The sequence below is a fragment of the Rhizobium sp. X9 genome, from assembly GCF_018873185.1.
Lineage (GTDB): Bacteria > Pseudomonadota > Alphaproteobacteria > Rhizobiales > Rhizobiaceae > Agrobacterium > Agrobacterium oryzihabitans.
Window position 1 is genome coordinate 135814 of the sequence record NZ_CP071313.1, and the last position, 13701, is coordinate 149514.

Below are 13701 nucleotides of genomic sequence, written 5' to 3' on the forward strand. Positions count from 1 at the left end.
TCGTGAAATCCAGCAGTTTTCACCGAAATGCAAAAGAGCAAAAATTTCCCATTGCGTCTCTAGTGGCTAGAGGTCGTAAAGCTTGCCGTATCAATATGGGGATACATGATATGGTTGAGCCACTTCAGACGAGATTCCGGATCGAGGGCATGGACTGCGCTTCGTGTGCAACCAAAATCGATACGGCGATCAGGCGCATGCCTGGCGTTCAAGATGTTTCGATTTCCGTCTCCGCCGGGACCATGACAGTCGAGCATGACGACACAATCGATGTCGAGGATATGGGAAAAAAGGTCACCGGCCTTGGATATCCGACGAAGCTTATTCCCGCCAAGTCTAAAGCGGTGCCATCTGCTATAGAACACGTCCATGGGCCAGGCTGTTCCCACGATCATGATCATTCACCTGATGAGCACGCGCAGGCGCACGATCATGGTACGACTCCCCACGAGCATGGCTTTGCTTGCATGAACAAGCATGGCAACGAGACGCACTCCCACGACCATACCCATGAGAACAACGGTGGGCACGATCACTCTGCAACCTCTCAATCAAGCCAGAGGCCGATCCCGGATGGTCAGGCCCGTTTCCACGTTGGTGGAATGGATTGTGCTTCATGTGCAAGCAAGATCGACACTGCCGTCCGTCGCATTCCGGGTGTTGAAGATGTTAGTGTCTCGGTGACCTCGGGGACGATGACGGTCAAGCACGCGTTCGCTGATCTCAAAGCTATTGAGAAGCAGGTTTCTGGCCTTGGATACTCGGTCGCACCGATCATTCCTACCGCGAAGCGGTCCCCCGCTACTTATTCAGGATCGCAAGACGATGCTGGCCATACCAACGGACAGGCGTCAGCGGACGTTGAGTTGGAGGGTCTTCACGGTCATGATCATAGGCCAAGCGAAGGGCCGTGGTGGAGTAGCCGCAAGGGGCGCCTGACGATAATCGCAGGCGGATCTCTGACTGCCGCATATGCTATCGGCAATCTGGTTCCGGCCATAGATACTTACGCCTTCATCATCGCCATGTTGGTTGGCCTGATACCCATCGCCCGTCGTGCTTTTATGGCTGCGAGGGCAGGCACTCCCTTCTCCATTGAGATGCTGATGACGATCGCCGCTGTCGGCGCATTGATTATTAACGCTACCGAAGAGGCGGCGGCCGTTGTCTTTCTATTCCTTGTTGGTGAGCTCCTCGAGGGCGTTGCGGCTGGCAAGGCTCGCGACAGTATCAAGTCTCTGACAAACCTCGTGCCCAAGACGGCTTTGCTGGAAGAGGGTGGGAAGACCCGCGAGGTTCCGGCAGAGGTGCTTGCTGTCGGTTCAATTATACTTGTTCGCCCCGGTGACAGGATTTCGGCCGATGGCGTGATAATGTCAGGTGAAAGTTCTGTCGATGAGGCACCCGTGACGGGTGAAAGCGTACCGGTCCGCAAGGTGATCGGTGATAACGTATTCGCAGGTACCGTCAACGGCGACGCGGCACTGCGCGTTCGTGTCACCGCTGCAGCCGAAGACAACACCATTGCTCGCGTCGTCCGCCTGGTCGAGGAAGCCCAGGAATCGAAGGCTCCGACAGAGCGGTTCATCGATCGCTTTTCGAGATACTATACACCGGGCGTGGTTGTCGTTGCCGCGTTGGTTTCCATCATCCCACCTTTACTTGTTGGCGGCGAATGGAGTGAATGGATTTACAAGGGGCTTGCGATCCTTTTGATCGGCTGCCCTTGCGCCCTCGTCATTTCGACACCTGCTGCCATTGCCGCTTCACTGTCGGCGGGCGCACGGCGCGGCCTTCTCATGAAGGGCGGCGCAGTTCTCGAAGGGGTCGGCAGGGTGACTGCAGTCGCGTTCGACAAGACGGGGACGTTGACCGAAGGAAAGCCCAAGGTGACGGACGTTATTCCTTTCGGCCGCAGTAGTCCCGAGGTACTCCGTTATGCTGCGGCACTTGAAACCGGATCAAGCCATCCGCTGGCGGTCGCGATCCTCGCCAGGGCGGATGAAGATGGGCTCGATGCTCCAGCTTCGACCGATGCCAAGGCACTCGGCGGCAAAGGCGTTACCGCGGTCATCGACGGCGTGGAAGTCTTCCTCGGATCTCCGAAGGCTGCTGCCGAGCGTGTGACGATTCCGATGGCGCATTCGCTGCAGATTACCTCTCTGAACGAGGATGGCAAGACTGTATCCGTTTTGGTAATCGGCGATGTACTTGCAGGTGCCATCGCCATGCGCGACGAACCCCGAGCGGACGCGATCGAGGGCCTTAAGGCACTGACCGATCTCGGGATCAAAGCAATCATGCTTACGGGCGACAACGCTCGCACGGCATCAGCCATTGGCGCTCAGCTTGGCATTGAAGTTCGTGCAGAACTGATGCCTGAGGACAAGCAGCGTATTGTTGGCGAACTCAAACAGGAAGGTTACGTGGTCGGCAAGATCGGGGATGGCATCAACGATGCTCCCGCTCTCGCTGCGGCAGATATAGGCATCGCCATGGGTGGCGGCACGGACGTCGCGCTGGAGACCGCCGATGCCGCGGTACTCCACGGCAGAGTCGGGGATGTCGCTCTCATGGTCGATCTTTCGAAGCGTACGATGCGAAACATTTTTCAGAACATCACCATCGCGCTCGGCCTCAAGGCTGTGTTTCTCGTCACCACCATTATAGGAATCACTGGCCTCTGGCCCGCCATCCTGGCAGATACGGGTGCAACTGTGCTTGTTACGATAAACGCATTGCGCCTCCTGCGCCCCATACGTTGAAGGCAGTAAAATGATCAGGAAAATTGTATTTGGAGGGATCCTGCTGATGGTAGCGACCTCGGTCGTATTCAGTCTGGTCGGGGTCCTCGCTGTCTGGAATCCAAAGGAGCTTTTCCAGTACCAAGACGGTCAGACGGTGTCGCAGTAAGAAGGAGGAAGCAATGAACAAGAGATCGAATTCGACAATCCGCGTCGCCGCGACAATCTTTGCATGTCTGCTGGCTGGAACGGCGTTTGCACATGACTTCAAGGCAGGAAAGCTGGAACTTAGGCATCCTTGGTCGGCACTGGCTCCTCCGGTCGCTCCGGTGCTGGGTGGCTATGTGACGATCGTCAATACCGGACAGGAGTCTGACCGTCTTGTCGGTGGCACGACTAACATCGCCGAGAGACTGGAAATCCACGAGTCCTCCCTGGTGGAAGGGGTAGCGAAAATGCGTCCGGCGAAGCAAGGCCTCGAAATTGCCCCCGGTGCTACCTTGGCGCTTCAACCGGGTGGAACCCACATAATGCTGGTCAAGCCCATAAATCGGCCCGTCGAAGGTGAGAAGTTCAAGGCGACGCTCCTGTTCGAGAAAGCAGGAGCAGTGGAGGTCGAGTTCGTTGTGCAGAGGCCGAAACGAGAGTCGGGCGAGGATCATTCCGGCCATCAAGATCCATGATTAGTGGCCTAGAGCGTTTTCACAGGACCTCTATCAACCTCAGGGTCGACAATCCCTCCGCAGTTGTCTGGTGAAGCCTCAGGCGACTGCTAATATGGTTGAGTGCGATGATACTTGCTGGGTTCCTCTTGTATTTCGATGCTGAACGGCATCAGAGCAGGTGCGACCCGAGCAGATCCCGGTTCATCGCCCGCCTTGGAAAATGCACTTGTCAATTCTCAAACTTCATGCGAATGATTTGCAATAGCAACTAAGCAAAAACCAAGAATCGTAGGTGAATCTATGGACAGTCCGGTAAAGGGCTGGCGGCGGGCCGGAGGGGAAGCGTCGCTGTCTGACGTGCATCGATCCATCGCGGTGGCGACCGGGCAGGGCACATTTCGCCGGGCCATGGCTTTCTTTGGTCCAGGCTACCTGGTGGCGGTCGGGTATATGGATCCTGGAAACTGGGCGACCTCTCTCGCCGGCGGATCCCGCTTCGGCTATGCGCTTTTGACGGTAGCACTTGTGTCGAACATCATGGCGATCGTGCTCCAGTCGCTCTGCGCCCGTCTGGCGATCGGCTCCGGGCGAGACCTTGCGCAGGCTTGCCGCGATGCCTTCCCTCGACCGGTCGGCATCGTCCTCTGGATCCTGGCAGAAATAGCGATCATCGCTACCGACATAGCGGAGGTGATCGGCACTGCGATCGGGCTCAACCTGATCTTCGGCATCCCACTGGAACTGGGAGTCGTCATCACGGCACTGGACGTCTTCCTCATCCTGTATCTCCAGAAGTTAGGCTTCCGTTGGGTCGAAGCGCTCGTAATCACGTTGCTGGGTGTGATTACCGTCTGCTTCACCATCCAGATCGCGCTTGCGGATCCCGACTGGGGACAAGTCATCCTCGGATTTGCCCCGACCACAGAGATCGTCACCAACCCGGATATGCTCTACCTCGCGCTAGGGATTCTTGGTGCAACCGTCATGCCGCACAATCTGTATCTCCACTCAGGGATCGTGCAGACACGCGCTTACGGCACAACAGTCCCCCAGAAGCGGGAGGCACTCAAGTTCGCCACCCTCGACTCGACAATCGCCCTGATGTTTGCGTTGCTCGTGAATGCCTCAATTCTGATCCTCGCAGCGGCCACATTCCACAAGACAGGCCAGACGACGGTGGCCGAACTCGGTGAAGCGCATAGCCTTCTTGCACCGCTGCTCGGTCTTGCAATCGCCCCAACGTTGTTCGGTATCGCGCTCCTATGCTGCGGTATCAATTCGACGGTTACGGCGACACTGGCTGGACAGATTGTCATGGAAGGCTTTTTGAACATCAGGCTCGCGCCCTGGCTACGACGATTGATCACACGCGGTATCGCCATTATTCCGGCTGCCGGGGTTACGATATTGTTTGGAGACGGTGGAACAGCGCAACTCTTAATCTTGACACAGGTGGTGCTCAGTCTTCAACTCTCGTTCGCAGTGTTCCCGCTTGTGATGTTCACATCCGACCGGGCGAAGATGGGGGAACTGACGGCTCCTTACTGGCTGACTGCTTTCGCTTGGCTGATTGCAATCGTGATCGCCCTCCTGAACATCAAGCTTCTTGTGGATTTCGTCGCGTCCTAACGTAACGAAATTCGCCCTCTGACACGGAAGGATGCGAAGATGATTATGATTTATGATGGGCCGCCAAGTATATTCTCATGGGTGAAAAAACCCTGAGCTTCCTGAGACTGGCGAGAAGGCTTCAGACCCTTCTGCTATCTTCATTTCCTATACTGAAAATAGGAGCGCTTTCCGGCGGCAGCGGCCTCATCTCAACGGAAAGCCCTAATGTAGGCGGTGGTTGAAAGGGTCATGAGTTACCCAGATTGCAGACGAGATGAACGAAACGTAGCGCGAAACGAGCAACCTGTCAGTCGTGTTCCGTCGAGCAAAGACAGTGGTTGGCAAGAGCCCGAATTACGTAGCAGTCGCGTACCTGGTTGGAATTGCAGTGCGTTGAGATCCGCTCCAGTTCTGCTTCCAATTTTTTTAGGCGCTGGATCTTCTCACGGACGGTTACGAGTTGCTTGGCGGCAATACCGTCAGCTTCCTCGCAAGGTTTCTCCGGATGCTGACTAAGATCGATGAGTTCGCGGATGGCCTCGATCGTCAGTCCAAGCTCGCGTGCGTGCTTTATGAAGGACAGCCGCTCACCTTCCGTCTTCGAATAGCGTCGCTGATTTCCTTCCGAGCGTTCCGTATGCGAGAGAAGCCCCATCTGCTCGTAATATCTGATCGTCGGAACCTTTACCCCAGTCGTCTTCGATAGATCACCGATTGTCAGCATATGAATACTCCAGTCATGACATGCAGCGTCGAACCACTGCGGTTTGTTCGAGTTTGAAAAGAAACTGACGCCATCGAGACGTGATGGGGGTATCCAGCACAGAATTTTGATATGAGGATTGAGTTGTTGAGATCAAGTTCCACTGCGATCGTGTCGCTACGCCTGACAATCATGTCTTCGCCAACGAAATCGCATGTCGGTCCGGACGCAACGAGATCGCGACAAGAAGGAAGGCCCCACAGACGATGAATACGTCTGCCAGATTGAAGGCTGGCCATGACCAACCGAAGGCGTGGAAATCCAGATAGTCCGTGACGCTCAGGTTCCAGAAGCGATCGATGACATTGCCGCTCGCGCCTCCTGCAATCGCCGTGATCGAAACCCTCTCTGCAGCAGTCTTTGCCATTACCGCCCAGATCACCAGCGCGATCACGATTACGCCCTGAAGCAGCGCGAACAGTCGTGGAGCCGATCCCATCGTGTCGGAGAAAAGGCCGAAGCTGACACCCGGGTTATAGGCAAGCACCAGGTTGAAGAATGGGGTTACCGGGATTACTCTCGGTGGATCCATCAATTCGGTTACAACCAGATACTTCGTGGTAAGATCGATCAAGCATAGCGCGGCAACCCAGAGAAGGACGAGAGCGGCTCTGGCTGTGATCTTGTTTAATGATGCCTTCATCGGATTCCCTGTTGCATGACGACAATCCGGGCCTTTGACGGGACGGTTTCATAAAGCTCCATCACATCCTGATTGATGAGGCGAACGCAGCCTGACGAAACGGCGTGGCCGATTGAACGCCAGTCCGTGGTGCCGTGAAGCCGGTAAAGCGTGTCCTTGCCATGCTGGAAGATGTAAAGAGCACAAGCACCAAGCGGATTATTGGGGCCGGGTGCCTGGCCGCCGTTCGCATATGAATATTTCTGTAGCTCTGGTTGTCTCGCTATCATCTCCGGAGGCGGTGTCCACCGGGGCCATTTCTGCCGCCACTGGATTATTCCTTCACCCGACCAGGTGAAGCCCACGCGCCCGATACCGATACCGTATCTCATTGCCGTGCCAGCATCTTCAGTGAGATAGAGGAACCTGCTGCGAACATCGACGAAAACAACGCCCGCAGGCTCGCCGGTGAGGTTTTCAACGCGCTGCCGATAGTATCTCGGGTCGATCTTTCGAAAGGGAACTCTAGGTAACCGGTAGCCGCCGTCGCTCCTTGCAGCGTAGCGGGCCTCAAGCTCACGTTCGCTCGGTTCCATTTGACTGGCGGGCCTGACGACAGCCGCCGCTGTAGAAACCGGGCTTCCAAAGACGGCTGATGCCAATGCACCACCAGATAGAGCGACGAGTGACCGACGTTTCATCAGACGCGGTTTGAGCATGCATATCCCCATTTGAAGGACACGTTTGAATCCTCCACATTACTGATTCCGTACAATTCTACGATCTCTAGTAGCTTGAGGTTCAAGCGCTTGCTGACAGCTAAGGTCGGGTCTCAACTAATTGTGTAAGGCTCGTGATGGAGTGCGCCTTATCATCAGGGACAAATTGGCGCAGTCCCAGATTCGCAGCTTTTGTTTCAGTTCGACCTTTGCTAGTCATCTGTTGATTTATGTCATTTTGCTTGTCTGGAACGAATGATCCGCAGCGTTTTAACCAGTTGGAAGACCGTGGCTGTCCTGACGATGATCTTCATTCAGATCATCTCCGGAAGCCTCTGCTCGACTCCGTTGGAAAATCGCACATTTGTTCCGCCCGGTGTCGCTACCTTCGTGCAGGAACGAGGTTCACCGGTGGATAACAGGAAACTCCTCTTGTCTGAGGCCGACCATCACGTCCGCTGCGAGCAGCGGTCTCTACAAGCAGAGCTGTATGATTTTAGATTCTCGGAAGGACTGCGATATTCCGTATCCGCGGACCTCCTTCGTGAAAGCCAGATCTATCTGATCTCGCGCCCGCCAAAATACCTGAGCTAAGGCAATCTGTTCGGCACTGCGCACGTACGTCTTACTGAATCAGTTCGACCATGGATCTCTTACGCCCAAGCCATTCTTCGCCGATATCTGGCGGAGCGTGTGAGCTACGTATCGGGACTTCTCAAGAGCAGCCGGATTCCATCCTGAACTCATAATCCCTTACATCGGGAGTCGAAGGTGTCTTTGTCAAAAAAGCTCTTTCTCCTCGCTGTTGGCACCTTTTTGCTCCCGCTCGGTGGATGCAAGATGGTCGTAATGTCGCCATCCGGCGATATTGCACGTCAGCAGGCGGATCTCATCGTCATCGCAACCGTGCTGATGCTCCTCATCATCGTACCGGTCCTGTTTCTCACCTTCTATTTTGCCTGGCATTACCGCCATTCCAACAAGAAGGCGAAATATGACCCGGAGTGGCATCACTCCGTAAAACTCGAGATGGTGATCTGGTCAGCGCCGCTTGCCATCATCATTGCGCTGGGAACTATCACGTGGATCAGCACTCACAGACTTGACCCATATCGCCCACTCGACAGGATCGATGCAAATCGTCCTGTTACACCCGACATCAGGCCGATCACCGTAGAAGTGGTCGCACTCGATTGGAAATGGCTGTTCTTCTATCCGGAGTACGGAATTGCTACGGTTAATGAGCTTGCTGCGCCCGTAGATGTACCGATCAACTTCAAGCTAACTGCATCATCGGTCATGAATGCATTCTATGTGCCGGCGCTCGCCGGGATGATCTATGCCATGCCCGGAATGCAGACGAAACTCCATGCCGTCATCAACGAGACCGGCACCTACGATGGTCTTTCTGCCAACTATAGTGGAGACGGCTTCTCTCAGATGCGGTTCAAGTTCCTTGGATTGAACCAGGGTGATTTCGATCAATGGGTCGCGCGTGTCAAACGGACCGGCACGGCACTCAACCGGGACAGTTACTTGAAGCTTGAGAAACCGAGCACGGCCGAACCTGTACGTTATTACTCCACGGTGCAGGAAGGTCTCTACCGCTCGGTGCTCAACATGTGCGCCCGTGAAGGCCAGATGTGCATGGATGAGATGATGCACATCGACAAGATGGGCGGGGCAGGTGTGGAGAGCCGGGAAAACCGGGCGCGCCTGGAATACGACAACCGCCGGACGACCGGCGCAGCCGAAGACAACGATGTCGCACCCGCCCCTGTCACAGGCACCCCGACCCGCGGCGAGAGCCCCGCGAACGTCATCGATAGCAAGGTGAGCCAGCCGTCGATGCCGATGAACCATAGCATGAAGAACATGCAGCATCCCACCACACCCGAAAGCGATGAGAGCGGGCAGGCACCCGACCGGCTCGACGCTGAAGTGCCCGCAAAACCCTGAAGGATTCGACAGATAAGATGTTCGAAAATCTAACACTCGCTCAACTCGTCTTCGGGCGGCTCACCTGGGAAGCGATCCCTTACGATCCAATCATCCGCAGCACGTTTGTTGCCGTGGTTATCGGTGGCCTGGCCATCGTGGGATTGATTACGAAATACAAACTGTGGGGTTATCTCTGGAGGGAATGGTTCACATCTGTCGATCACAAAAAGATCGGCATCATGTACATCGTTCTGGCGCTCGTCATGCTTCTGCGCGGCTTCGCCGACGCGATCATGATGCGTATTCAGCAGGCCATCGCCTTCAACGGCAACGAGGGATACCTGAACGCCGACCACTATGATCAGATATTCACCGCCCACGGCGTGATCATGATCTTTTTTGTCGCCATGCCGTTCATAACAGGGTTCATGAACTACATTGTGCCGCTCCAGATCGGTGCTCGCGATGTGTCATTTCCGTTCCTGAACAATTTCTCATTCTGGATGACGACGGCGGGTGCGATCATCATCATGATCTCGCTATTCGTAGGAGAATTCGCAAAGACCGGCTGGTTGGCCTATCCGCCGTTGTCGGGTGCCGATTACAGCCCTGGCGTCGGTGTGGACTACTACATCTGGGGTTTGCAGGTAGCCGGCATCGGAACAACGCTGTCGGGCATCAACCTCGTTGCGACCATCGTCAAGATGCGCGCACCGGGGATGTCTCTGATGAAAATGCCTGTTTTCACCTGGACCTCGCTTTGCACCAACATCCTGATCGTGGCGACATTCCCGATATTGACGGCAACGCTTGCGCTGCTGACCGCAGACCGCTATCTGGACACCAACTTCTTCACGAACGATCTCGGCGGTAACCCGATGATGTACGTGAACCTGATCTGGATGTGGGGTCATCCGGAAGTTTACATCCTGATCCTCCCGGCTTTTGGCATCTTTTCGGAAGTTGCATCTACGTTCTCGGGCAAGCGGCTGTTCGGCTACGCGTCGATGGTCTACGCGACATGTACGATCATGCTTCTTTCTTATGTGGTCTGGCTGCATCATTTCTTCACGATGGGAGCAGGTGCGTCCGTCAACGCCTTCTTTGGAATAGCAACGATGATCATTTCGATCCCGACGGGTGCGAAGATGTTCAACTGGCTGTTCACGATGTACAAGGGAAGGATCCGTTACGAACTGCCGATGTACTGGTTGATCGGCTTTATGGTGACATTCGTCATCGGCGGTATGACAGGCGTCATGCTGGCTATACCTCCTGCTGACTTTGTGCTGCACAATTCGCTCTTCCTGATTGCCCACTTCCACAACGTCATCATCGGCGGCGTGCTGTTCGGCCTGATGGCAGGAGTAACCTATTGGTGGCCGAAGGCCTTCGGTTTCAAGCTCGATCCGTTCTGGGGCAAGATGAGCTTCTGGTTCTGGCAGATCGGTTTCTTCGTCGCCTTCATGCCGCTCTATGTGCTCGGACTAATGGGCGTGACGCGCAGAGTTTCGCAGTTTGATGATCCCTCGTTACAGATCTGGTTCATCATCGCCGCATTCGGGGCGGGCCTGATTGCACTCGGTATCCTGTTCTTCATTATCCAGATGGTCGTCAGCGTGAGGAGACGCGACCAGCTCCGCTGCACGACGGGCGATCCATGGGGTGGCCGAACCCTGGAATGGGCTACTTCCTCGCCGCCGCCAGAATACAACTTCGCTTTCACTCCAGTGGTCCATGAGATGGACGCATGGCACGACATGAAGGAATGTGGATACGCGAGACCACTGGCCGGATACAAGGCGATTCACATGCCCAGAAATACTGGTGCCGGTGTCATCCTTTCCGGTATCAGCATCGCGCTCGCCTTTGCGCTCATCTGGTACATCTGGTGGCTCGCCATCGTATCATTCGCAGCGATCATTATCATCTCGATCGCCCACACCTTCAACTACAACCGCGACTTTTATATCCCGGCAGCAACAGTTGCCGAGGTCGAAGACGCACGTTCGAAGCTGCTCGCCCAGGGGAACTGACATGGCAAACCCGATTCACGCCCCCCGGGCTGACAAGAAATTCCATCTCGATGAGGAACATCATCCTGAAGGAAGCACGAACCTGGGCTTCTGGCTCTATCTGATGAGTGACCTGCTTATTTTCGCGGCTCTCTTCGCCACCTATGCGGTGCTCGGTCGTAATTACGCGGCCGGTCCTGCACCTGGCGATCTTTTCGATCTCAGGTTGATCGGGGTTGCGACGGTAATCCTGCTGGTGTCATCGATTACCTATGGTGTTGCGATGATCCGTGCCGAGAGCAATGCAAAGGGTGCGACGATCTTCTGGCTTGGTGTCACAGGCCTGCTCGGCCTCGCATTCCTGGGGCTGGAGGCATACGAATTCTATCATCTGATCGCGGAGGGTGCTGGTCCCCAGCGGTCCGCCTTCCTGTCGTCATTCTTCGCCCTCGTCGGCACGCATGGCCTCCATGTCATGTTTGGGGTCATCTGGCTTGTGGTGCTTATGATACAGGTGTCGAAGTTTGGCCTCACTCCGGAGAACCATCGACGACTGATGTGCCTGTCAATGTTCTGGCACTTCCTCGACCTCATCTGGATCGGTGTCTTCTCAGTGGTCTATCTTATGGGAGTTGTCGCATGACGTCGAATTCTTCTCATAATGGAGCACACGGAGGGCATTCCGGTCACCGCTCGGGGCGTAGTTCTCTCAAGAGCTACATGACGGGATTCATCCTGTCGCTTATTCTGACGGCCATCCCGTTCTGGCTTGTGATGGGCGACGTCATCGAGTGCAAGATGATAACGATCGCGGCGATCATGATCCTTGGCGGCATCCAGATGCTTGTCCACATGACCTACTTCCTGCACATGAACAGCCGCTCTGAAGGAGGGTGGACCATGATGGCACTGATTTTTACGATCGTGATCCTTGTCATCGTGCTCGTCGGATCAATCTGGGTTATGTATCACCTCAACACCAACATGATGCCCATGTCACCGGAGATGATGAAAAATATGCCGTAAGAGCGCTGACTTCATCCAGTTTATCAAGCTAATTGCTCATTCGTGTGTTCGGTAAACCGTTGGTCCATACCGAACACACGGACCAAATCACAAGTCTGGATGCAGTCATGGGGAAGCCTCCGGGCGCGATCTGACTGTCTCCGGCTCTCTTTCACCTCGAGAGTTGTTGGCGAGCGAATGCCATTTTTTCTTGTCACCCATCGATCACTCGTTGAAGCTGATAGCGAGCAGGCCGCTGCTGTCAAAGCTCTCGATAAAATTGAAAGCAGTCGGAAACTCGAGTTCGAAGTGAAATTCGATGAAACGACGATCACCTGCGTAATGCTGGACAGAGCACTGGAGGAGATGGATTCATCATCTCCAGAAGGCCAGGCACTGCATCAGGAGCCGTTAGCCGGGACTACCAACGCTGGTCAGTCACCCGACGAGAACTCATCGCGGACAACGATACCGGAACGCCCGAACGCGCGGACGACCACGATGGTTGCGGCCTTTCTTGGGGGGCTGGTGCTGGCGACGTTCATGCTTGCAGTATTGTGATCGTCAACAACGACGGTCAGAGTACAACATGCCGCTGATCACCGAATGCCGCCCACGGCAATCGTATCACGACCGTCATTGATTTTCACCCACTTGCCGGGATCACGCGAGTCCTGACGCTTCAGATAGGTGTACTCGGTTTCCGACCATTTCCTGATCTCCGCACGCAGATTGTCGAGCACGAAGTCACCCAGTCCTGACCGGACCGCCAACACAGCGTGACCCGATCCGTCCGGTTGAAGCACTACTGTGATCAGCAGGTTGGAGGGCGAGAACCCACGTTCCATCAGGAGCTTCCGCTTCTGAAGAACGAAGTCTTCGCAGTCGGCTGCGTCGACCGGATAGGTCCAGTATTCTTCGACACCATACCTCTCCATATCTGTCATCGCCGGGATCAGGTTCACCTTACGGTTCACATCGACAAGGCGACTCCAGGTCTCTGGCGTCAGCTTCATCGGCCCGCGATCTGCAACGCGGGGGCGGCATTCTCCGGGCAGGCGTTCACAGAATTCAAAATGACCAATTGGCTGGGTAGTCGGTCCGGCGATCGGCATGGCATCCAGAGCCGCCGCATCGGGATTCCACGCCACCCCCATCGAGGTCGTCATTATTGCGATTATTGCGAACATAAACCTGACAGTCATAAGTCGTCCCCGTTTGTTGCAATGACTTATGAGGATCGGCTGCCACTATCGGGCAAACAATTTAGGTGCAATTTTATCGATTGTTATGTTTTGTTCGCGCAGCTCGTTCGCTATCGTTTCAGTTAAAACGTCGAGTTATGATCTGCAGCATCATAGCCAGGTATTCTTTGAATCCACTCGATAATCGGGGCTGACCTTTACTGACGCCCCTCGCTAACCGTTCTGTGATCGGCCTTCTACGAAACAAAGAGTAGGAGGTTTGGCGCCCCACTATGAGCCAAATTGTCGCAACGGACCGAATTCTGATTGAACCTCCATCTGCTTGAGGTTGCATTATCAATCTCCTGAACGACAGGAGATACTGAATTGAACGTTGTGAATTTCCGGGCCTTCATTACTGACTCTGGCCTT

The 13701-nt window shown here is 55.0% G+C and carries 13 protein-coding genes; 9 read left to right on the forward strand and 4 right to left on the reverse strand.

Translation table 11 applies throughout. The features are described from left to right. The first annotated feature begins 110 nt into the window (after positions 1-110). The 3 genes from JZY08_RS26465 to JZY08_RS26475 all read left to right on the forward strand — a co-directional run bounded on the left by JZY08_RS26465 (position 111) and on the right by JZY08_RS26475 (position 5038). Complete coding sequence (locus JZY08_RS26465) at positions 111-2765, forward strand: heavy metal translocating P-type ATPase (RefSeq protein ID WP_080723265.1); 2655 nt, start codon at positions 111-113, stop codon at positions 2763-2765. Between the two features lie 161 nt (positions 2766-2926). Continuing rightward, entirely contained in the window at positions 2927-3427 is a 501-nt protein-coding gene (locus JZY08_RS26470) for a copper chaperone PCu(A)C (protein ID WP_003501194.1), read from the forward strand. Positions 3428-3709: 282 nt separating this feature from the next. Continuing rightward, positions 3710-5038 carry an Nramp family divalent metal transporter gene (locus tag JZY08_RS26475; protein WP_003501192.1) on the forward strand — a complete coding sequence of 443 codons (1329 nt, stop codon included), beginning with the start codon at positions 3710-3712 and terminating at the stop codon, positions 5036-5038. Positions 5039-5327: 289 nt separating this feature from the next. Here JZY08_RS26475 and JZY08_RS26480 read toward each other — a convergent pair whose 3' ends face one another. The 3 genes from JZY08_RS26480 to JZY08_RS26490 all read right to left on the reverse strand — a co-directional run bounded on the left by JZY08_RS26480 (position 5328) and on the right by JZY08_RS26490 (position 7124). Then, on the reverse strand, positions 5328-5744 hold the full coding sequence (locus JZY08_RS26480; protein WP_003501190.1) for a helix-turn-helix domain-containing protein: 417 nt from the start codon (positions 5742-5744) through the stop codon (positions 5328-5330). A 169-nt stretch (positions 5745-5913) separates the two neighbouring features. Further along, the gene (lspA, locus tag JZY08_RS26485; protein ID WP_003501188.1) at positions 5914-6426 is read right to left on the reverse strand and encodes a signal peptidase II; all 513 of its coding nucleotides are present in this window, start codon (positions 6424-6426) and stop codon (positions 5914-5916) included. Beyond that, entirely contained in the window at positions 6423-7124 is a 702-nt protein-coding gene (locus tag JZY08_RS26490) for a L,D-transpeptidase (RefSeq protein ID WP_003501186.1), read from the reverse strand. The genes lspA and JZY08_RS26490 overlap by 4 nt, the downstream gene beginning before the upstream one ends. Before the next feature lie 255 nt (positions 7125-7379). On the opposite strand from JZY08_RS26490, the gene JZY08_RS26495 reads away from it, so the two are divergent. The 6 genes from JZY08_RS26495 (at position 7380) to JZY08_RS26520 (ending at position 12646) form a co-directional block, all read left to right on the forward strand. Continuing rightward, positions 7380-7718: a hypothetical protein gene (locus JZY08_RS26495; RefSeq protein ID WP_003501184.1), complete on the forward strand. Its 339-nt coding sequence runs from the start codon at positions 7380-7382 to the stop codon at positions 7716-7718. A gap of 177 nt (positions 7719-7895) precedes the next feature. Then, positions 7896-9083 carry a ubiquinol oxidase subunit II gene (gene cyoA, locus JZY08_RS26500; protein WP_003501182.1) on the forward strand — a complete coding sequence of 396 codons (1188 nt, stop codon included), beginning with the start codon at positions 7896-7898 and terminating at the stop codon, positions 9081-9083. 17 nt (positions 9084-9100) lie between these two features. Then, a complete protein-coding gene (gene cyoB, locus JZY08_RS26505) occupies positions 9101-11101 on the forward strand; it encodes a cytochrome o ubiquinol oxidase subunit I (RefSeq protein ID WP_003501180.1) in 2001 nt (666 codons plus the stop codon). A gap of 1 nt (position 11102) precedes the next feature. Further along, positions 11103-11723 carry a cytochrome o ubiquinol oxidase subunit III gene (cyoC, locus tag JZY08_RS26510; protein WP_003501178.1) on the forward strand — a complete coding sequence of 207 codons (621 nt, stop codon included), beginning with the start codon at positions 11103-11105 and terminating at the stop codon, positions 11721-11723. After that, complete coding sequence (gene cyoD, locus JZY08_RS26515) at positions 11720-12106, forward strand: cytochrome o ubiquinol oxidase subunit IV (protein WP_035228678.1); 387 nt, start codon at positions 11720-11722, stop codon at positions 12104-12106. The genes cyoC and cyoD overlap by 4 nt, the downstream gene beginning before the upstream one ends. 177 nt (positions 12107-12283) lie before the next feature. Next, a complete protein-coding gene (locus JZY08_RS26520) occupies positions 12284-12646 on the forward strand; it encodes a hypothetical protein (RefSeq protein WP_003501174.1) in 363 nt (120 codons plus the stop codon). A 38-nt stretch (positions 12647-12684) separates the two neighbouring features. Here JZY08_RS26520 and JZY08_RS26525 read toward each other — a convergent pair whose 3' ends face one another. Next, the gene (locus JZY08_RS26525) at positions 12685-13290 is read right to left on the reverse strand and encodes a transglutaminase-like cysteine peptidase (protein ID WP_037093094.1); all 606 of its coding nucleotides are present in this window, start codon (positions 13288-13290) and stop codon (positions 12685-12687) included. Between the last annotated feature and the right edge of the window lie 411 nt (positions 13291-13701).